Origin of the sequence: Qipengyuania soli, assembly GCF_015529805.1 — a bacterium.
GTDB lineage: Bacteria > Pseudomonadota > Alphaproteobacteria > Sphingomonadales > Sphingomonadaceae > Qipengyuania > Qipengyuania soli.
Window position 1 is genome coordinate 2,125,622 of the sequence record NZ_CP064654.1, and the last position, 19,025, is coordinate 2,144,646.

18 protein-coding genes are annotated in these 19,025 nt (G+C 64.2%); 10 read left to right on the forward strand and 8 right to left on the reverse strand.

Annotated features, from left to right (window positions below; translation table 11 throughout):
• Window positions 1–52: 52 nt before the first annotated feature.
• On the reverse strand, window positions 53–1,285 hold the full coding sequence (locus tag IRL76_RS10595; protein WP_200981308.1) for an RsmB/NOP family class I SAM-dependent RNA methyltransferase: 1,233 nt from the start codon (window positions 1,283–1,285) through the stop codon (window positions 53–55).
• Window positions 1,286–1,341: 56 nt separating this feature from the next.
• Here IRL76_RS10595 and IRL76_RS10600 point away from each other — a divergent pair, with 56 nt between their 5' ends.
• Complete coding sequence (locus IRL76_RS10600) at window positions 1,342–1,500, forward strand: DUF1674 domain-containing protein (protein ID WP_200981309.1); 159 nt, start codon at window positions 1,342–1,344, stop codon at window positions 1,498–1,500.
• Here the strand turns inward: IRL76_RS10600 and IRL76_RS10605 are convergent.
• Genes IRL76_RS10605 through IRL76_RS10620 form a run of 4 tightly spaced genes read right to left on the reverse strand, consistent with a single transcriptional unit; the run spans window position 1,497 to window position 7,214 of the window.
• Window positions 1,497–2,891 carry a cytochrome P450 gene (locus IRL76_RS10605; RefSeq protein ID WP_200981310.1) on the reverse strand — a complete coding sequence of 465 codons (1,395 nt, stop codon included), beginning with the start codon at window positions 2,889–2,891 and terminating at the stop codon, window positions 1,497–1,499. The genes IRL76_RS10600 and IRL76_RS10605 overlap by 4 nt on opposite strands.
• Before the next feature lie 39 nt (window positions 2,892–2,930).
• Window positions 2,931–3,959, reverse strand: coding sequence for a ferrochelatase (hemH, locus tag IRL76_RS10610; RefSeq protein ID WP_246449700.1), 1,029 nt, complete (start codon window positions 3,957–3,959; stop codon window positions 2,931–2,933).
• A 10-nt stretch (window positions 3,960–3,969) separates the two neighbouring features.
• Window positions 3,970–6,273 carry a xanthine dehydrogenase family protein molybdopterin-binding subunit gene (locus IRL76_RS10615; protein WP_200981312.1) on the reverse strand — a complete coding sequence of 768 codons (2,304 nt, stop codon included), beginning with the start codon at window positions 6,271–6,273 and terminating at the stop codon, window positions 3,970–3,972.
• Window positions 6,252–7,214 carry an Mrp/NBP35 family ATP-binding protein gene (locus IRL76_RS10620; RefSeq protein ID WP_200981313.1) on the reverse strand — a complete coding sequence of 321 codons (963 nt, stop codon included), beginning with the start codon at window positions 7,212–7,214 and terminating at the stop codon, window positions 6,252–6,254. The genes IRL76_RS10615 and IRL76_RS10620 overlap by 22 nt, the downstream gene beginning before the upstream one ends.
• A 117-nt stretch (window positions 7,215–7,331) precedes the next feature.
• On the opposite strand from IRL76_RS10620, the gene hflK reads away from it, so the two are divergent.
• The 3 genes from hflK (at window position 7,332) to IRL76_RS10635 (ending at window position 10,983) form a co-directional block, all read left to right on the forward strand.
• Window positions 7,332–8,456 carry a protease modulator HflK gene (gene hflK / locus IRL76_RS10625; RefSeq protein ID WP_200981314.1) on the forward strand — a complete coding sequence of 375 codons (1,125 nt, stop codon included), beginning with the start codon at window positions 7,332–7,334 and terminating at the stop codon, window positions 8,454–8,456.
• A gap of 1 nt (window position 8,457) precedes the next feature.
• On the forward strand, window positions 8,458–9,303 hold the full coding sequence (gene hflC, locus IRL76_RS10630; protein WP_200981315.1) for a protease modulator HflC: 846 nt from the start codon (window positions 8,458–8,460) through the stop codon (window positions 9,301–9,303).
• A gap of 150 nt (window positions 9,304–9,453) precedes the next feature.
• The gene (locus IRL76_RS10635; RefSeq protein WP_200984286.1) at window positions 9,454–10,983 is read left to right on the forward strand and encodes a Do family serine endopeptidase; all 1,530 of its coding nucleotides are present in this window, start codon (window positions 9,454–9,456) and stop codon (window positions 10,981–10,983) included.
• Between the two features lie 80 nt (window positions 10,984–11,063).
• Here the strand turns inward: IRL76_RS10635 and IRL76_RS10640 are convergent, their stop codons facing one another.
• The gene (locus IRL76_RS10640) at window positions 11,064–13,220 is read right to left on the reverse strand and encodes a transglycosylase domain-containing protein (RefSeq protein ID WP_200981316.1); all 2,157 of its coding nucleotides are present in this window, start codon (window positions 13,218–13,220) and stop codon (window positions 11,064–11,066) included.
• A gap of 98 nt (window positions 13,221–13,318) precedes the next feature.
• On the reverse strand, window positions 13,319–13,732 hold the full coding sequence (gene msrB / locus IRL76_RS10645) for a peptide-methionine (R)-S-oxide reductase MsrB (protein ID WP_246449702.1): 414 nt from the start codon (window positions 13,730–13,732) through the stop codon (window positions 13,319–13,321).
• Window positions 13,733–13,943: 211 nt separating this feature from the next.
• Between msrB and rpsT the strand changes: the two genes are divergently transcribed.
• The 5 genes from rpsT (at window position 13,944) to IRL76_RS10670 (ending at window position 17,571) form a co-directional block, all read left to right on the forward strand.
• Window positions 13,944–14,204, forward strand: a complete 261-nt coding sequence (rpsT, locus tag IRL76_RS10650) for a 30S ribosomal protein S20 (RefSeq protein ID WP_200981318.1) — start codon at window positions 13,944–13,946, stop codon at window positions 14,202–14,204.
• A gap of 474 nt (window positions 14,205–14,678) precedes the next feature.
• Entirely contained in the window at window positions 14,679–16,145 is a 1,467-nt protein-coding gene (gene dnaA / locus IRL76_RS10655; RefSeq protein WP_200981319.1) for a chromosomal replication initiator protein DnaA, read from the forward strand.
• A gap of 5 nt (window positions 16,146–16,150) precedes the next feature.
• Window positions 16,151–16,330 (forward strand): hypothetical protein, encoded by a 180-nt coding sequence (locus IRL76_RS10660; RefSeq protein WP_200981320.1) that lies wholly within the window; start codon window positions 16,151–16,153, stop codon window positions 16,328–16,330.
• 42 nt (window positions 16,331–16,372) lie between these two features.
• The gene (locus tag IRL76_RS10665) at window positions 16,373–16,801 is read left to right on the forward strand and encodes a DUF983 domain-containing protein (protein ID WP_200981321.1); all 429 of its coding nucleotides are present in this window, start codon (window positions 16,373–16,375) and stop codon (window positions 16,799–16,801) included.
• Entirely contained in the window at window positions 16,798–17,571 is a 774-nt protein-coding gene (locus IRL76_RS10670) for a HesA/MoeB/ThiF family protein (protein WP_200981322.1), read from the forward strand. Before IRL76_RS10665 ends, IRL76_RS10670 begins: the two co-directional genes overlap by 4 nt.
• On the opposite strand, the gene IRL76_RS10675 is transcribed toward IRL76_RS10670, so the two are convergent.
• The gene (locus IRL76_RS10675) at window positions 17,560–18,261 is read right to left on the reverse strand and encodes an NAD-dependent deacylase (protein WP_200981323.1); all 702 of its coding nucleotides are present in this window, start codon (window positions 18,259–18,261) and stop codon (window positions 17,560–17,562) included. The two genes, IRL76_RS10670 and IRL76_RS10675, sit on opposite strands and share 12 nt — an antisense overlap.
• Before the next feature lie 34 nt (window positions 18,262–18,295).
• Between IRL76_RS10675 and dapB the strand changes: the two genes are divergently transcribed.
• Window positions 18,296–19,024, forward strand: a complete 729-nt coding sequence (gene dapB, locus IRL76_RS10680; protein ID WP_200984287.1) for a 4-hydroxy-tetrahydrodipicolinate reductase — start codon at window positions 18,296–18,298, stop codon at window positions 19,022–19,024.
• Window position 19,025: the final 1 nt, after the last annotated feature.

Sequence of the window (19,025 nt, forward strand, 5' to 3'; positions counted from 1 at the left end):
CCGAATGAACCCATCTGCGCTGCTTCTACTTGGCGGCAGTCCCTTCCGCCAGTCAGGAGTTCCAGCGCGCAACGAAGAACCCGTCGAGGCCGCCCGCCTCGGCCAGCATTCCGGGGTCGGTGCGCAGCCAGCCTTCGGAAGTGGGGGCAAGACCCTCCGGCAACTCGTCTGCCGAGAACGGCTGGGGTGCGAAGGCTATGGGAGCCGCTTGCTCCTCCCCTTCTTCGCGCTCCAGCGAGCAAGTGGCATAAACCAGCGTTCCGCCCGGCTTGAGCCATAGCAGTGCCCGCTCGAGCAGTGCGGCCTGAAGCTCTGCCATCTCGACGATCTGCCGCGGGCCTATCCGGTGGAGGACATCGGGGTGGCGGCGCGCGGTCCCGGTAGCGGTGCATGGCGCGTCGAGCAGGATCGCATCGAACTTGTGCTTCGGCTCCCACGCAAGCGCGTCGGCGCGGACGATGCCAGCCTTGAGGCCGGTCCGCTTGAGGTTCTCGCGCAGCAATTCGAGACGGCGTTTGGAGATATCGAGGCTGGTGACATTCCAGCCCTGCGCGGCGAGTTGCAGCGACTTGCCACCGGGCGCGGCGCACAGGTCGAGAACGTGGCGGCCCTCGCCCTTACCCAGCAGGCGCGCGGGCAAGGACGCGGCAAGGTCCTGCACCCACCAGGCGCCTTCCCTGAAGCCGGGCAGCGTCTCGACATTCGCCCCGCGGGGCAGGCGGACATGCCCGGGCATGAGGCTGTCGCCGGAGAGCTGGTTCGTCCAGTGCGCCGTCTCCGACCAGTCGCGCAATGTCAGGTCGAGCGGTGGCGGTTCGGCCAGCCCTGCCGCGATTGCGGAAGCCCGCTCTCCCCAACGGGCGGCAACCTCGCCAGGCAGCGTCGGCACATCGGGCAGGCGAGCCTCTTGCTTGACGAGAGTGGAGAACACACCGTGGGCGAGGCGCCGCGGCCCTCCGGCGAGCAGGTCGAGCCCCGTCGCGATGACCGCGTGGGGCGGCGTCTCCAGCCGCAGCCATTGCGCCAGCATCATCCGCAGGACCATTCGCGGCTTGGCATCGTCGGGCAGGTTGTTCTTCGTCGCGCTGTCGATCAGGGCGTCGAGATCGGTCAGCCACCGCAGGACTTCGCCGGCAATGGCCCGGGCGAGCGCCTTGTCCTCGAACCGGCGGACGTCCTTGGTCGCGGCGGCAAAGGCGATGTCCATCGTCTCGCCCCGGCGCAGCACGGCATCGAGCAGGCGAAGCGCGGCGCGGCGCGCGTGAATTCCAGTGGGGTCGGCCATTGGCTGGGCCCCTACCCGCACTTGAAACCGCGCGCCAGTGCGCGCATTTCACCAGCATGACCGATCGCGCCACCAAACGTCCCGCCGGCTTCGCCAAGCCCAAGCACTGGACCAACGATCCCCCGCCCGCGCCCAGGCAGGCGAAGGTGGACGAGGAACTGAGCCCGACGCGCTACGGCGACTGGGTCAAGGACGGGATAGCGGTCGACTTCTAGGCGACTGGTTTGAGTACGATCTTCAAGCCGTCCTTCGGTTTCGGGATAGGCCAGGCCTGCCAGTCGGGATCACCTGCTTCGAGCGCGATCTCGTAGCGCGGCAGCAGCTGCGCCATGAGGATTTTCACCTGCATGTAGGCGAAGTGGAGGCCGAGGCACATGTGCGCGCCGCCGCCGAAGGGGACCCAGGCATATTTGTGCCGCGCTTTTACCTTGTCGGGGGTGAAGCGCATCGGGTCGAACTTTTCCGGCTCGTCCCAGATCTCCGGATCATGGTGCGTGTGGTAGATGTTGATCCCCACATGCGCGCCCGCCGGGATGCGATAGCCGCCGAATTCGAAGCTCTTGAGTGCACGGCGCGGCATTGAGGGCACCGGCGGCACGAAACGCAGCGCTTCCTTGAATGCCATTTCAGTCAGCTCGAGCTTGCCGAGGTCCTCGTAGGCGAGATCGCGTGGGCGGCCGTTAGCGTCGAGACCGCCGGTGACCGCTAGCACTTCCTGCCGCAGCTTTTCCTGCCACTCCGGGTTCTTGGCCAGCAGCCAGACCAGCGTGGTGGCTGAAGAGGTGATGGTGTCATGCGCGGCCATCATCAGGAAGTTCATGTGGTCGACCACCTCGTCGACCGCCATCAGGCTGCCGTCTTCATGCGTCGCGGTGGCGAACTGGCTGAACATGTCCTGCCCGCCGCCTTCCTTGCGCCGACGGATGGTCTCGGCGGTGAAGAAGTCGACCAGGAATTTGCGCCCGTCGACGCCCTTCTTCATCTGCGTGAAGGGCAGCGGCACGCGTACCGGTGCGACCGAGGCCTGGACCATGTCGATGAAGGCTTGGTTGATCTTGTCCGCCTCGGGACCCCACTCGATCCCGATGAAACTGTCCGCCGCAAGGTCGAGCGTGAGCTCCTTGATCGCGGGATAGAACTTCATCGGGCCTGCGCCCCATGCCTCGACCTGGCGGGCGATCCCGCGATTGAGGGCGCCCGAATAGTGGCGCATCGGTTCGGGCTTGAAGGCAATCGAAAGGGCGCGGCGATCGGCCCGGTGATGGTCGAAGTCCATCAGCATCAGCCCGCGCGGGAAGAGCTTGTCGAGGATCGGGCCCCAACCCTGCTCCGAGGAAAAGATCTTGTCGCGGTCGAACAGCACCAGCTCGTTTGCTTCGGGTCCGATCAGCGCGATGTTCCAGCCGCCAAAGGCCTTGTTTTTGTAGACCCGGCCATACTGCTCGACATTGCGTCGTGCCATGCCATGCGGGTCGGCCAGCATCTTGAATGTATTGCCGACAATCGGCCAACCGCCCTCGCCAGGGATATGAGCCAGCTCGTCCGGCGTGGGGTTACCCTCGGTCCAGTGAGTGGGAGCGGTATCGGGTGCGGCTAGCGTGGCCATCAAGTCTCTCCAAGCAACTTACCCGAGTGTAAGTAATCGCTAATCGTTAATCCAGCCCGACAATTCGCGACGCAGCAGTTTTTCCAGCATCTCCAGTCCTGCGGCAGAGGTGTTGAGGCAGGACAAGGCGGCAAATTTGTCCCCGCCCGCGTCGATGAACTGGTCGCGGCCCTGCATGGCGAGTTCCTCGAGCGTCTCGAGGCAGTCCGCCGAAAATCCGGGTGCGGCGATAACCATGCGCTTGGTCCCGGCCTTGGCTTCTTCAGCGATAACCGCGTCCGTCGCCGGTTCGAGCCACTTGGCCCGGCCGAAACGCGACTGGAAGGTGGTACGGAACCGCAGCCCCGGGCGCGCCATGACCGCTTCGAGCAGACGCGCGGTCTTGCGGCAGTGGCAGTGGTAGGGATCGCCGAGTTCAAGCGTCCGTTGAGGCATGCCGTGGAAGCTCAGCAGCATCACCTCTGGCTGGAAATCGAGGCCGTTGAGCTGGCGATTGAGGTCGCTCGAAAGCGCTTCGATGTAGGCGGGATCGTCGTGATAGGGCGGCAGCGTGCGCAAGGCGGCTTGCCAACGCATTGTCCGCAACTTGTCCGCTGCCTTGTCCACAACCGTCGCCGTCGTCGCGCCACTGTACTGGGGGTAGAGCGGGGCCAGCAGGATGCGCTCGCATCCGGCCTTCATCAGCGCCTCGATGCGATCGCCGATCGATGGCGTTCCGTAACGCATGGCCCAGTCGACCATCACTCCCGAGCCGAGCGCGGTCTGCATCGCCTCGGCCTGATTGCGCGTTATTACGGCGAGCGGCGACCCCTCGTCGGTCCAAACCTGCGAATAGGCATGCGCGCTCTTCCTGGGCCGGGTGTTGAGGATGATCCCGCGCAGGATCGGCTGCCATGCAATCGGCGGAATCTCCACAACGCGACGATCGGAGAGAAATTCGGCGAGATAGCGGCGCACCGGCCCCGGTTCGGGCGCATCCGGCGTGCCGAGATTGACGATCAATACGCCGACCTTGCCCGACTGGACCTGCGGATGGTCGACGGGAAGAAATTGCGGGCGCCAGGTCAATTCTTTCTCCTCACTGGGCTTCCGACAGCAATGGCAAACGGCGGAAACGCGTGCCGGTCGCCGAATACAATGCATTGGCAATGGCCGGCGGCGCAACCGCGACGCCCAGTTCGCCCGGGTCGAAGGCGGGTGCCTCGCTGGCGATGAACTCCACCGTGATTGCGGGACAGTCGGACAGTTTCGGGAGCCCCAGTCCGGAAAGCCGATTGGGAAGCGGCTTGCCCTGTTCGAAGACCACGCTCGAACCGGTTGCGAGCGAGAGACCGTAGATCAGCCCTCCTTCGATCTGTTGTCGGGCGATATCGAGGTTCACGATGCGACCGATGTCGACAACCGCATGAAGGCTCGTCACGGTTACCCCGCCCTGCGCCAGAGAAGCATTTGCCACGCAGGCAATCCGCCCGCCGGTGTCGATGCCGCCCATGCGGACCATCGCCAGCCCCTGCCCGGTGCCGCGCCGTCCGCCGTCCCACCCGCCCAGCCGCGTCGCGCGTCGGAGAACCTCGGCCATGCGCGCAGAATGCCCGAGCATTTCCATGCGATAGAGGAACGGGTCGCGCCCGGCCTTCTCGGCAAGTTCGTCGATGAAGCATTCGGTGAAGAATGACGTGTAGGCAGCCGAGTTCCCGCGCATCCGCCCGGTTGGCAACCCGATATCGAGCGGCAGATGGTCGACTGCCACATTGTCGATACCATAGGGCGGTACCGCACCTTCGCAGGCGAGTGTGTCGGCCTCGCCCGAGGCATGGGCCATGGCCGCTTCGGGCGTGTAGTTGTCGAACAGGCGGTGGCCGAATTCGCAGACTGTCGCCGGCATGGCAAGCCGGGCGCGCCAGGCGGCGATCCGCCCTCCGGTCGCCGGATGGAATGCGACCGACAGCTCCGCAGCAACGGGTGTGCGAACCGGCACGCTCTGGAATTCCTGCACTCGCGGCCAGGTCAGCTGGACCGGGCGCCCGATTGCCTGCGCAATGACCGCCGCCTCGATTGCGTGCCGATTTTCCAGCCGGGCGTCGAAGCTGCCCCCGGCCGCCGTGGGATAGAGCACGACCTCGCTTTCCGAGATACCGACCGCCTCGGCCACTGCCAGCCGGGTCTGTTCGGGTGCCTGCGATGCGACCCAGATCTCGAGTTTCCCGTCCTCGATCCGTGCCGTTGCCGATGCGGTTTCGATGGCGGCATGGACTGCGGGTGCCACCACGTATTTTTGCGAGAGGTCGGCGCGCGCCAGCAGGCCGTCGGCATCGCCGAGTTCGTAGATCCGCTCCACATCGGCATCGTCGTCCTGGATGGCCTGCTCCAGGCGCGCGACCGACGCTGCGCTTTCGAGCGGGCGCGGCCCGGTGAAGACCGGCTTCATGGCCTTCAGCGCCTGTTCGGCAGTCCACCAGCTTTCAGCGACGGCGGCGAGATAGCGCTTTGACCTGACGACCCCGACGAGACCCTTGATGCCAGCCACCGCCTTTTCATTGAAACGCGAAAGGTAGCCTCCACCGACGGGTGCATGGCGGATCGAGGCAAATACCAGGCCCGGCAGGCGGATGTCAGCTGCGAAGAGGAAGCTTCCGTCCACTTTCGATGGCAGGTCAAGGCGGGGATAGAGCGGATCGACCTCCTCTTCACCGGGGACCGGTTCCTCGAACGCGGCAACGACGCGCAAGGGCGCCGGGTCGGGCGGATCGAGCCGCGCGGCATCGTCGACCAGCTCGCCGAAGGTCGCGCTGTTCTCGCCATGCCGCACGAAGCCGCTGGCTATTTCGCATTGTTCCCAGTCGACATCCCAGCGATCGGCGGCTGCCATTGCGAGCAGTGCCCGCGCCGATGCCGCCGCTTCGCGCATGGGAGGTTCGTAGGCGTCGAGCGAAAGGCCCTCGGCAGTGGCGGCAAAGGCACTGGACCGGGCAAAGTTTCGTGCCAGCCTGCTGTCGGGATCGCCAGCCAAATCCGGAAAGCGCGACCACAGCGGCGCCCATTTCGCAGCCAGCGGGACATTGGCATACAGCCCTGACGGCGGTGCCGGTTCGATGGCTACCTGGCGCCAGTCGGCACCCAGTTCCACCGCCACGACCTGCGCGAGGACCGAGGTAATCCCCTGCCCCATTTCCAGCTGCGGTACCGCCACGGTCACGACGCCGTCGCGCCCGATGGTCAACCAGCCGCCGAAATCGCGCTCGGTCGGACCGGGGGTGAGCGGGCTGGAGTAATGGCGCGGCCACAGCCACCACGCCACGGCAAGCCCGCCACCGACGGCGGCCCCGGCGATGATTTGACGCCGGGTGACCGGAAGGTCGCTCAGCTTCTCGCGGAAATCCATGCGTCGAGCCTGTCGGCAATATCGATGAAGGGACGCGCCACGGCCTCGTCGGACGCGGCTGGCGGGTCACCCCTGTCGCTGCCCTGCCGGATGGCAAGGTCGAGCGGGATGCGGCCGAGAAACGGCAGTTCGAGGCGGCCCGCCGCCTGCTCGACACCGCCTTGCCCGAACGGATCCGAATGCTCGCCGCAATGCGGGCAGGCATAGCCGGACATGTTCTCGACCAGGCCGATGACGGGGACGCCTGCCTGGTCGAACAGCTGGCCGGCGCGGGCCGCGTCGATCAGGGCGAGGTCCTGCGGGGTAGATACGATCACCGCGCCCGCCGGCTTGAACTTCTGCAGCATGGTCAGCTGGACGTCGCCTGTGCCCGGCGGAAGGTCGACCAGCAGCACCTCGGCATCGCCCCAATGCGCTTCGAACAGCTGGGTCAGCGCGCCCGCCGCCATCGGCCCGCGCCAGGCGATCGCACGCCCCGGTTCGACGAGGTGACCCATCGAGAGGACCGGCACCCCGAATCTGCTCGCGACCGGCACCAGCTTTTCGTCATGTGCGACCGGCTTTTCGCCTTGGTTGCCGAGGATGACCGGCTGCGAGGGGCCATAGATATCGGCGTCGACAAGTCCGACCTTGCGACCCTTGCGCGAGAGCGCAATGGCGAGGTTGGCGGTGAGCGTCGACTTGCCCACGCCGCCCTTGCCGCTGCCGATCGCGATGATGGTCAGGCCCTTGCGCTCGGCCGTCATGGCGACGCGGACCTCGTCGACATCGTCGCGCTCGATCAGGATATCCCTGATCGCCTGCTCCAGCCCGGAACGCTCGCTTTCGCCCAGCCCGCTCGCGTCGACGACGGCGATGGCGCGGCGGTTGAGGAAACTGAGGGATGATACGCGCTGCGCGATGGCGGCAGGCAACAGCGCTTTCGGGTCCGTGGAACTCATGGGCGAGGCTGCTGTAGCATCAAAAAGCGGCGTTCAACCCTGTTTTTCCGGCAAACCACACCTATAAGGGTCTGCATGAGAACATTGGACGGGTTCGGACAGAGGATCTGGCTGGCAATGGCCGGGAAGAAAAGCCCTTGGGGCGGCGGTTCTGGTAAGGGACCGGAAGGCGACGGAACGCCTGCGGGCGATGCTGGGAACGATGGCGGCAAGTCGAACGGGCCGCGCAATCCCTGGCTCCCGCCGCGAAGCGGTGATGCCGATGAAGGTCGCCGCGCGGCTAATATTGAGGACATTTTCCGCAATCGCGGCCCTGAAGGCCCTCGCAGAGGCGGTGGATCGGGCGGCCCGAACTTTCGCCTGCCCCCGCGTCCCGGCGGCAAGAGCTGGTTCCCGGTTGCCGTATTCGGCGTCGTTGCCCTGTGGTTTTTTGCCACCGCGGTGCACCAGGTTGCCCCGCGCGAGCAGGGAGTGGTCAGCTGGTTGGGCGGCAAGTATTCGCGCACGCTGACACCGGGCCTCAATTTCACTGCACCCTGGCCGATCCAGACAGTCGATATCGAGAACGTCAGCCAGATCCGTTCGGAAAGCATTCCTGGAACCGCTGAGCAGAAGCTGATCCTGACGGGGGACCAGAACCTCGTCGACCTGAGCTATCTCATTCGCTGGAACATCAAGGACCTGCGCCAGTTCCGATTCCAGCTCGCCGAGCCGGAAGAGACCATTCGCGAAGTGGCCGAAGCTGCCATGCGCGCCTCGGTCGCCGAAAAGGATCTCGACAGCGTGCTCTCAGGCGCCGGCCGCGCCGACATCGAAGCTCGCGTCCGCAGCCGCATGCAGGCAATCCTTGACGCCTACAAGGCAGGGGTCGCGGTCCAGGGCATCGAAATCGAGAAGACCGATCCGCCGAACGAGGTGGTCGAGGCATTCAAGGATGTTTCCGCGGCGCAGCAGGATGCCGAGACCGCAGTCAACTCTGCCCGCGCCTATGCCCAGCGCGTGCTGGCCCGGGCACAGGGTGACGCAGCTGCGTTCGACAAAATCTACGCCGAGTACAAGCTGGCGCCCGAAGTGACCCGCCGCCGCCTTTATTACGAAACCATGGAAAGCGTGTTGGGAAGAACCGACAAGACCATCGTGGAGGCCAATGGGGTCACCCCTTACCTGCCACTGCCCGAAGTGCGTCGCCGCGCGAAGGAGCAGGACGCTCCCACCGTCGTGACCGGACCGGAGGGCCGCTGACATGAACACCATCTGGCAGGACCACAAGCCGACCATAATCGCCGTCATCCTCGGCCTGCTCGTGCTTGCAAGCGCGACAGTGATCGTCCCGGAAACCAAGCAGGCGGTCATCATACAGGCCGGTCGCCCCGACCGTGTCGCAAACCGGTTCGAACCCAACCGCGACTTCGGCCAGACCGGCGCGGGCCTCGTGCTGCGCATCCCCGGCTACGAGCGCGTGCAACTGGTCGACAAGCGAATCCTCGACCTCGACATGGAGCGGCAGCAGGTTCTGTCGAACGACCAGCAGCGCCTGCAGGTAGACGCCTACGCCAGGTTCCGCATTATCGACCCAGTCCTGATGGTCGAGAACGCAGGAACCGAAGACAACCTTCGCACCCAGCTTTCGCCGATCCTTACCTCGGTATTGCGCCAGGAACTGGGACGCCGTCCCTTCTCCGCATTGCTTACTGCAGAGCGTGGAACGGCGATGACCAACATCACCAAGACGCTGGATACCCAGGCGCGCAAATATGGGGCACAGGTCATCGACGTGCGAATCAAGCGCGCTGACCTGCCCGATGGTGCACCGCTCACAGCCGCATTCACCCGCATGCAGACCGACCGGCAGGAAGAAGCCGCGACAATTCGTGCGCAGGGTGAGAAGAATGCGCAGATCATCCGCGCCGAAGCCGAAGCCGAAGCCGCTCGCATCTATGCGACAGCATATGGCAAGGATGCGGAGTTCTACGATTTTTACCGCGCGATGGAGAGCTACCGCCGGACGTTCGAGCAAGGCAAGGGAGACACTTCGGTGATCCTGTCGCCAGACAACGAGTATCTGCGGCAGTTTCGCGGACGCCGTTGACGGTTTGTCGAAGTCGCAAGGCTTCGTTCAATCGGCATTCAGCGGGAAAGGCGAGATTTCGCCCGGATTTCGCGCCGCACGAGAGTCGGAAACCCCCGCCGTCCCGCGTGCGCCGCAAGCAATGAAGAGGATGAAAAGGACGTGAAGCCCGTGCGATATGCATATTCCGTAACGAGTGCGCTGCTGGTCGGTGGCGCTGCCATCTCTCTCGCCACCGGTTATCCCGCCGGGGCGCAAGTTGCCCAGAACGATGACTCCCACATGGCGCGGGTTGTCCCGCGCGCTGGGGCCCCAGAAAGCTTCGCCGATCTCACCGCGCAGCTGCAACCGGCGGTGGTAAACATCTCCACTCGCCAGAAGATCGAGGTCCAGCAGCAGGGCAACCCCTTCGCCGGCACGCCGTTCGAAGGCCTTTTCGGCAGTCGCCGCGGTCAGCAGCAGGAGCCGCAGTACCAGGAAGGCCAGTCGCTTGGTTCGGGCTTCATCATCTCGGCAGACGGCTATGTCGTGACGAACAATCACGTCGTCAGCCCGAGCGGCCGCGGCACGGTCGAGGAAATCACGGTGACCATGCCCGACGGCACTGAATACGAGGCCGAACTGGTCGGCAACGATGCCCAGTCGGACCTTGCCGTCCTCAAGATCAATCGCCGCGAACCCTTCCCCTTCGTCGAGTTCGGCGATTCCCGCCAGGCTCGTCCGGGCGACTGGGTCGTTGCGATCGGCAATCCCTTTGGCCTTGGCGGTACGGTTACCAGCGGTATCGTCTCGGCAATCCAGCGCACCACCGGTTCGGGCGGTGCTTATGACCGCTACATCCAGACCGATGCCAGCATCAACCGCGGCAACTCGGGCGGGCCGCTGTTCGACATGCAGGGCAATGTGATCGGCATCAACAACGCCATCTTCTCGCCCTCGGGTGGAAGCGTGGGTATCGGCTTCGCCATTCCGGCCGAAACCGCCGCGCCGATCGTCGAGAAACTGCGCAAGGGTGTCGAAATCGAGCGCGGTTATCTTGGCGTCAGCATCCAGCCGGTGACCGAAGACCTCGCGGACTCTCTGGGTATCCCGCAGAACAAGGGCGAGTTCGTCCAATCGGTCCAGCCGGGCGAAGCTGCGGAAAAGGCCGGTATCCAGGCCGGTGACATCGTGCTGCGGGTCAACGGCCAGGAAGTGACGCCCGAACAGACCCTGTCCTACCTCGTCGCCAACATCCGCCCGGGCACGACTGTCCCGATCGACATCATTCGCGACGGCCAGCGCCGCAAGCTCAATGCCACGGTAGGCAAGCGCCCGAGCGAAGAGCAGCTTCGCCAGCAGCAGCAGTTCGATCCCGACGCGGACCCAGACGACGACATGCAGCCAGGCGACAACAAGACGATCGAAGATGGCCTCGGCCTTCAGGTCATGTCGCTCAACGCACAGATCGCACGCCAGCTGGGCGCCGGTGCGGATACACAGGGCGTCGTCATCGCTGGCGTCGACCCCAATTCCGATGCGGCGCGCAAGGGGCTGCAGCGCGGGGACATTATCCTCACTGCCAACTATCGTGCTGTGACCAGTCCCTCAGATCTGGAAGGCGCCATCACCACGGCCAAGCGCGATGGACGCGAAGCGGTGCTGTTGCGCTACCAGCGCCGCGGTCGGCCGCCGCAGTATGTGGCAGTCCGCTTCCGCTAGGATCAGCGCCTGACCAATAGCGAAGGGCCCCGTGCCGATGCAGGTACGGGGCCCTTCCTCTATTTGCTCCCCGGCGCTTCCTAGCGCGGTCTAATGATTTCTATGCTCGGCTGAGGTGTCGGGGTTTGGCTCGGGCGCGGTCGCCTGTCACGACGCGCCCCGGTTGCTTCGTCGAGGAAGTCGTCTCCGACCGCCTGCGGCGCGCCGTCCGCACCGCGTCCCGGCCTCTGCGCCTCGCCCGGTCCAGGCTGTGCGTCCCCGAAGGGATCATCGCGCGGTCCCTGCGGTTCGCCGGGCTCGATCAGGTTGCCCTGCTCGTCGACGAAGTAATAATCGTCAGGATCGCCGAGCATGTATTCGTCGTCCGGTTCGAGCTGCCATTCGGGCAGCTTGAGGTCCGTATCGAACTCTTCGACCGGACGATCCTTCACCGCGTAGCGCATGTAAGCAGCGAAGGCCTTCGCAGGGGCCGTGCCTCCCTGCAATCCACCAACTTTCTTGCTGTCGTCGCGACCCATCCAGACCCCGGTGGTGATGCCACTGGAGAAGCCGACGAAGTAACCGTCCTTGTTCGAACTCGTGGTCCCGGTCTTGCCGGCGACAGGACGGCCGATTTGTGCCGCGCGCCCCGTGCCCGTGTTGACGGCAGTTTGCAAAAGGTCGGTCATGCCTGCTGCAACATAGTCCGCGACCAGTTGCGAAGACCGCCGCCGCTCGTGCTGGTAGAGCAGCTTGCCGCCCGCCGTGGTGACCTTGACGATGCCATAGGGTTCGACCGATGCGCCCTTCGCCGACAGGACCGCAAAGGCCCTCGTCATGTCGATCAGGCGAACCTCGTTCGACCCCAGCACCATGGAGGGATAGGTCTTGATCGGCGTGGTGATGCCGAAGCGCTTTGCCATCGATGCAACCGTGCCGAAGCCAACCTCGTTACCCAGCTGTGCCGCAACCGTGTTGATGGAGTAGGCAAAGGCAGTGCGCACGTCGATTTCGCCGACATTGCGGCCCGACGAGTTGCGCGGACTCCATCCGTCGATCGTTACCGGTGTATCGACCACACGATCATCGGGCGTGTAGCCCGCTTCGAGCGCGGCAAGGTAGACGAACAGTTTCCAGCTCGATCCCGGCTGGCGCAGGGCATCTGTGGCGCGGTTATAGCTGGTCTCGACATAGTCGGTGCCCCCGACCAGCGCGAGAATGGCCCCATCCCGGTCGAGGCTGACGAGGGCGCCCTGGGCACCGCCCGGTACATTTCCCTTGATCGCGGCAGTGGCAGCACGCTGCATGCCGGTGTCGAGCGTGGTCCAGACTTCGATCGGCTCGAACGTCTCGGGCAGCAGCAGGTCAAGCTGCGGCAGTGCCCAATCGGTGAAGTAGCGGACCGAATTCTGCCCCTTCTCTTCTTTCAGGTTCACCGCCGAAGGATCGACCGTCACGTCGGGGGCAATCATCCCCTGTTCCTTCATCAGGCGCAGGACGACGCTGGCACGGCCCACGGCGGCATCGACGTCGGCGGTCGGGGAATAGCGGCTCGGCGCCTTCACGAGGCCGGCAATGATGGCGGCCTCGGCCGTCGAAAGTTCGGTCGCGGGATGGCTGAAGAAGTTCCGGCTGGCAGAATCGATGCCGTAGGCACCCCCGCCGAAATAGACTTTGTTGAGATAGAGCTCGAGGATCTGCTCTTTCGAGAACTTCGCCTCCAGCGCCATCGCCAGGATCATTTCGCGCGCCTTGCGGTCGAGGGAGCGGTTATTGTTGAGGAAGACGTTGCGAGCCAGCTGCTGGGTGATCGTCGAGGTCGCCGATACTCGCTTGTCGCCCGTTATCGCCACATAGACCGCGCGAGCGAGACCGTAGGGGTCGACGCCGGGATGCATGTAGAAACGGCGATCCTCGACCGCGACCATCGCATTCTTCATCACCTGCGGGATCTGGTCGGAGGAGAGCCACTTGCCGTAGCTGGGGCCGATGGCGACGATTTCGGTCCCGTCGCGCGCGCGGACGACTATGGTCTGCGCCGTCTGGGTGGCCTTGAGCTGGTAGAAGCTCGGCATCGAACGGGCGGCGAAGGCTACTGCAAGGCCCAGGAATAGGGCTCCGAGCAGCGCCAGCGACCCACCCCAGATCATGATCTTTCGCAGCCACCGCCGCCAGCTACCCTGCGGACGGTCGCCCTCGGCCCGCCGGGCCATTTCGCTGCGCGCCGCTTTCTTGCGACGACTCCCTCTCTTTTCCATCTTTAGCGGGATATCCCTTGTCTGCGCCTCGCCCTATATCGGCCACAATCTGCAAAGGCGAGGTCTAACCCCAAGTGAACGACACCTGGGGATTGAGACTATGCGGGTTTTTCATCCCCCGGCTCGAATTCCAGCGCCGCGCTGTTGATGCAATAGCGCAGGCCGCCGCGGTCGCGCGGACCGTCGGGGAAGACATGACCCAGGTGACCGCCGCAATTGGAACAGGTCACTTCGGTGCGGATCATGCCATGCGACGTATCGCGATGTTCCTCGACCGCTTCGCCTTCGGCCGGCGCAGTGAATGCGGGCCAGCCACAGCCGCTGTTGTACTTGTCGTCGCTCTCGAACAGCTTCTGGCCACAGCCGGCGCAATAATATTCGCCGGCATCGTAGTGCTTGTCGTACTTGCCGGTGAAGGCACGCTCCGTACCCGCCTCGCGCAGAACGTGGTATTGTTCGGGCGTCAGCTTTGCGCGCCACTCTTCATCACTGCGGATCGTCTTCTCGTTCACTGTGGGTGTTTCCTTTCCGGCTTGCTCACCTATGTAGGTGTACATCCGTCGCAATCCACCGTTCCGTTACGGCGAAACGGTCCAAGCATTCGCTTGACGATTCGCGGGTCGGTCGCTAAGTGCGCCGCTTTCCGGCGGTCCTGCCGCCGTTTTCGCACGCTTTTAAGAGATTATTCCGCCGCGTATCTCGCGCGGCCTGACGAGGACAAACATGGCCAATACGCCGCAAGCCAAGAAGCGCATCCGCCGCAACGACCGTCGCGCCGAAGTCAACGGTGCCCGCATGAGCCGCATCCGCAGCTTCGTGAAGAAGGTCGAAGCCGCGATCGAAGGTGGCGACAAGGACGCAGCCAAGGAAGCCCTGGCCAATGCGCAGCCCGAACTGGCTCGCGGCGTTGCCCGCGGCGTGCTCCACAAGAACACCGCTTCGCGCAAGATGAGCCGTCTGACCAAGCGCGTCAGCGCTCTCTGATTCGCGCTTTCGGAGTTCCTTGGGAGCTCCGCTTGTCACCCATTTGGGTATCGAATTCGACAAGGCCGTTGCCGTGGGCAGCGGCCTTTTGTCGTGTCTCGGACATGCTGCGTTGCAGTATCGTAACGCGGGCGCAATCAAACTCTAAGGATTCCAACGATTCGCGTCGGCAATATCGTGTTTTCTGTTTAATTTCAGCGTGTTGAACGCAACTCTGCGGCTTGCGGCGAGTCAACAACATTATTTCAGTTTTTTTGCAGTTATCCCCCTTGCGACTCAATCCGAGTGCGACTTACACCTGTGTTCACAGCCGGGAACGGGACAGTCCCGGCTTCACATGACCAGACAGCTTGGGGGATACTCCGGGAAAGGTGGATTCCGGAGAAGGGCTACGCTTTGCCCGAACGACACAACTGCGATTTGATGGATTGCTGCGTCACATGGTGATGCCAGCTCGGGGGATTTTTGACTACGATGGGTAAGGGATCAGAACACGCGGGTCACAAGCGGAAGGCAACAGACGATTTCATGGAAGACAGCGAAGCCGTTAACTTGGCCGCCGATTGGTCGGACATCAGCCAGGGCCTCCGCAAGGATTTGGGGCATCAACTTCACAGCCAGTGGATCAAACCGATCCAGGTCGGCGGCATCGACAAGGACACGGGAACGCTCGACCTTTTCCTGCCGACCGAATTCAGCGCCAACTGGGTCAAGGACCGCTTCGCCGACCGGCTGAGCCTGGCGTGGAAGATCGCGCGCAGCGAAGTGCGCCACGTCAACATCCAGGTGCATCCGGGTCGCCGCCAGGTCGCCGACCTGCGCCTGCATTCCGACGGCCGCCGCCCGGCAAACGACGGCGCCGACACCAGCATGATGGCGATCAGCGCCGACACGCTGGGCGACACCGGCTTCACCTCTTCGGTGGGCCTCGACCCGTCGCTTACCTTTGCCGCCTTCATCACCGGTGAAGCCAACGTGCTGGCCTTCAATGCGGCGCAGCGCATGTCGGCAACGGAAAAGCCGCAGTTCAGCCCGCTCTACCTCAAGGCCGCGACCGGCCAGGGCAAGACGCACCTGCTGCACGCCATCGGCCACAGCTTCCTTCAGGCCCATCCGCGCAGCCGCATCTTCTACTGCAGCGCCGAACGCTTCATGGTCGAATTCGTCCAGGCGCTGAAGGCCAACCAGATGCTGGAATTCAAGGCGCGCCTGCGCAGCTTCGACCTGCTGCTGGTCGACGACATCCAGTTCATCATCGGCAAGGCATCGGCGCAGGAGGAACTCCTCTACACGATCGATGCGCTTCTGGCCGAGGGCAAGCGCCTGGTCTTCGCGGCCGATCGCGCGCCGCAGGCACTGGACGGTGTCGAACCCCGCCTCCTTTCGCGCCTGTCGATGGGCCTCGTGGCGGACATTGCCGCTGCCGATATCGAGCTGCGCAAGAAGATCCTCCATTCGAAGCTGTCGCGCTTCGCGCCCCTCTCGGTGCCGGAAGACGTGATCGACTTCCTTGCCCGCACCATCACGCGCAATGTGCGCGAGCTGGTCGGCGGCCTCAACAAGCTGATCGCCTATGCCCAGCTGACGGGGCAGGAAGTGTCGCTCCAGCTGGCCGAAGAACAGCTCACCGACATCCTGTCGGCCAACCGCCGCCGGATCACCATCGACGAGATTCAGCGCACCGTGTGCCAGTTCTACCGCATCGATCGCGCGGAAATGTCGTCGAAGCGCCGTGCACGTGCCGTCGTCCGCCCCCGCCAGGTCGCGATGTACCTCGCCAAGGTGCTCACCCCGCGCAGCTACCCGGAAATCGGGCGCAAGTTCGGCGGTCGTGACCACTCGACGGTGATCCACGCCGTTCGCCTGATCGAGGACCTGCGCCAGCGCGATGCCGACATGGACGGCGATGTGCGCAGCCTGCTGAGGCAGCTCGAAAGCTGACGGCTTTGGCAGTCGATTCCATCATCAACGGGATCGACTGCCGCGTCTTTGCGGGAACGCACAAGGGCAAGGTCGGCCAGGTCGAAGACCGCCACGTCAGCAAGACCGGCGCAGTGACGATAACGGTGCGACTGGCCGACGGGAACAGGTTCAAGACGCTGGCCAAAAACGTCGAACCCATCTGAGACTTGTCGACAGGCCTTCCACGGCCTGCCAACAGGCATTCCATGACCGAAACACGCGAGCAAATCGCCGCCTATTCGCTTCCCACCACGATCTGGGCCGCCATCCTGCGCGGTGCACGGAGTCGCTGCCCCCGCTGCGGAGACGGAAAAATTTTCCGCAAGTGGCTGAAGCCGGTCGATAAATGCCCCCATTGCTCGCTCGATATCTCGGGCCAAAGGGCGGATGATTTTCCCGCCTATATCGCCATGTTCGCAACCGGGCACCTGCTCGCGCCAGTGCTGATCCTGCTGGCGGGCGACTACGATCTTTCGCCCCTGGTCGTCGTCGCCATCATCATTCCATTGGCCATTGTCATGATGATCGCCCTGCTCCAGCCAGCGAAGGGCGCGGTGATCGCACTGCAATGGTGGAACGGCATGCATGGGTTCCGACGAGAGCGGCAGCCCGAGGTGGAAGACCAGGCGCCGTGAGCCTGCCTCCGGAACGCCTCGAACGGTTCGCCCGCCATATCGTGCTGCCCGAAATCGGCGGCGCAGGGCAAGTAGCCCTCGCCGGCAAGCATCTCGTGCTTGTCGGGCTCGGCGGCATCGGTTCGCCCGCGCTCCAGTATCTGGCCGCTGCCGGTATCGGGAAATTGACGTTGGTCGACGACGACAAGGTCGATGTCTCCAATCTTCAGCGCCAGACCCTCTACAACATGCGTGATATCGGCCACGGGAAGGCCGTTCTTGCCAAGCGCTGGGTGAGCACGTTCGATCCGGGACTGCACGTTGGGATAAGCGACCGGCGTATCACGGTCGAGAATGCACCCGACCTCGTCATCGGAGCCGATCTCGTGCTCGACGGGACGGACAATTTCTCCACCCGCCTCGCCATCTCCGACGCCTGTGTGGCCGAGCGTGTCCCTCTGCTCTCTGCCGCTGTGGGTCGTTTCCAAGGGCAGGTCGGTGCCTTTGCCGGTCACTTGCCTGGCCAGTCCTGCTACCGCTGTTTTGTGGGCGATGCCTTCGATGCTGAGGACTGCGACACCTGCGCCGACGATGGAATGCTCGGCGCCATGGCAGGCTGGGTCGCGACATTCGCGGCGATGCAGGCCGTCCGGATCCTTCTCGCAGGGGTAGGCAACATGGGCGAGATCGAATGGGGCAAGGTCCACCTGCTCGACGGGGCCGCGCCCGCAATGCGCAGCTTCATGATCGCCAAGGACCCCGCCTGCAAGGCTTGCGGTTCAGCCGCCTAGAACCTCGTTTACCCATTCGGGGACCAGCCTGCTGGCAGGCCCCTGTCGACTTTCGTGAAACCAGTGCGAACCCTGGCTGCGCTCAAGATTGAGTTCGAGGGTCCGCACCCGCAGTTCGCGCGCATCGCGGACGAATCCGGCGGCGGGGTAGACCGCGCCGGAAGTGCCGATCGACACGAAGAGGTCAGCTTGCCTGATTGCGCCATAGATGCGGTCCATCTCGTAAGGCATCTCACCGAACCACACGACGTCCGGCCTCAGTGCACGCGCGCCGCACGAAGGGCACGGAGGCCTGTCGATCATCGGCCCTGTCCAAGGTGACCGCGTGTCGCATGCAGTACACCAGGCATTGAGATGGGTACCGTGCATGTGGAGGACCCGCCTCGCCCCAGCGCGCTCGTGCAGGTCGTCGACGTTCTGAGTGACTATCAGCAGTTCGCCCTTCCAAGCGGCATCAAGTCGCGCCAGGGCCTGATGCGCGGGATTGGGCAGCTTGGTCTGGATCGCCTCGCGCCGCATGTCGTAAAAGCGCAGGACGAGATCGGGGTCGCGCGCGAAGCCTTCGGGCGTCGCCACATCCTCGACCCGGTGCTGTTCCCACAATCCGCCTTCGGAGCGGAAGGTATCGATCCCGCTTTCGGCGGAAATCCCTGCGCCTGTCAGGACCACGATGTTGCGAATACCGGTCATCAAGGCCATGAACCACTTCGACAAAGGAGTGGCAATGGCGCGGATCGGAATAATCGGCAGCGAGGGAGCGATGGGTCATGCTCTTGCCATGGTGATTGCCGCGGCCGGGCACGAACTTTCGGGCGGAGTAGACAAGGGCGGCGACGCAGCTCGCCTCGCCGACGCAAGCGACGTTCTGGTAGATTTCTCCGCTCCGGGAGCGCTCCAGCACAATCTCCATGCCGCGATCGGGGCCGGAATTCCGATCCTCGTGGGGACAACCGGCCTTGAAGACGTACATCACCTGGCGATCGACAACGCCGCGCGCGCGGTGCCCGTCCTGCAGACGGGGAACACTTCGCTGGGCGTCACCCTCCTCGCTCATCTCGTGCGCGAGGCGGCATCCCGGCTAGGGCCTGACTGGGACATCGAGATCGTCGAGATGCACCATCGCCGCAAGGTAGACGCGCCCTCCGGAACGGCGCTTCTGCTGGGGCAGGCCGCAGCGGAGGGTCGCGGGATCGAACTCGCTTCGAACCGTGAGAGCGGTCGCGATGGCGTTTCCGGAGCACGCAACAGCGGTGCAATCGGTTTCGCCTCGCTACGCGGAGGCACCGTCGTTGGCGAACATGCAGTGATTCTGGCAGGCGAAGAGGAACGCCTCACTCTCTCTCACAGCGCAGAAAACCGCGCGATATTTGCACGCGGCGCAGTGAAGGCAGCCGAGTGGCTGATCGGGCGTGAAGCCGGACGCTATCGGATGGAAGAGGTTCTTGGTATTTAGC

Excerpts from the sequence above, each read along its gene's own strand:
- dnaA (WP_200981319.1), top strand. The coding sequence starts at position 14,679 with ATGGGTAAGGGATCAGAACACGCGGGTCACAAGCGGAAGGCAACAGAC.
- IRL76_RS10665 (WP_200981321.1), top strand. The coding sequence starts at position 16,373 with ATGACCGAAACACGCGAGCAAATCGCCGCCTATTCGCTTCCCACCACG.
- hflC (WP_200981315.1), top strand. The coding sequence starts at position 8,458 with ATGAACACCATCTGGCAGGACCACAAGCCGACCATAATCGCCGTCATC.
- IRL76_RS10620 (WP_200981313.1), bottom strand. The coding sequence starts at position 7,214 with ATGAGTTCCACGGACCCGAAAGCGCTGTTGCCTGCCGCCATCGCGCAG.
- hflK (WP_200981314.1), top strand. The coding sequence starts at position 7,332 with ATGGCCGGGAAGAAAAGCCCTTGGGGCGGCGGTTCTGGTAAGGGACCG.
- IRL76_RS10605 (WP_200981310.1), bottom strand. The coding sequence starts at position 2,891 with ATGGCCACGCTAGCCGCACCCGATACCGCTCCCACTCACTGGACCGAG.
- IRL76_RS10600 (WP_200981309.1), top strand. The coding sequence starts at position 1,342 with ATGACCGATCGCGCCACCAAACGTCCCGCCGGCTTCGCCAAGCCCAAG.
- IRL76_RS10615 (WP_200981312.1), bottom strand. The coding sequence starts at position 6,273 with ATGGATTTCCGCGAGAAGCTGAGCGACCTTCCGGTCACCCGGCGTCAA.
- dapB (WP_200984287.1), top strand. The coding sequence starts at position 18,296 with ATGGCGCGGATCGGAATAATCGGCAGCGAGGGAGCGATGGGTCATGCT.
- IRL76_RS10595 (WP_200981308.1), bottom strand. The coding sequence starts at position 1,285 with ATGGCCGACCCCACTGGAATTCACGCGCGCCGCGCCGCGCTTCGCCTG.
- IRL76_RS10640 (WP_200981316.1), bottom strand. The coding sequence starts at position 13,220 with ATGGAAAAGAGAGGGAGTCGTCGCAAGAAAGCGGCGCGCAGCGAAATG.
- IRL76_RS10675 (WP_200981323.1), bottom strand. The coding sequence starts at position 18,261 with ATGACCGGTATTCGCAACATCGTGGTCCTGACAGGCGCAGGGATTTCC.
- rpsT (WP_200981318.1), top strand. The coding sequence starts at position 13,944 with ATGGCCAATACGCCGCAAGCCAAGAAGCGCATCCGCCGCAACGACCGT.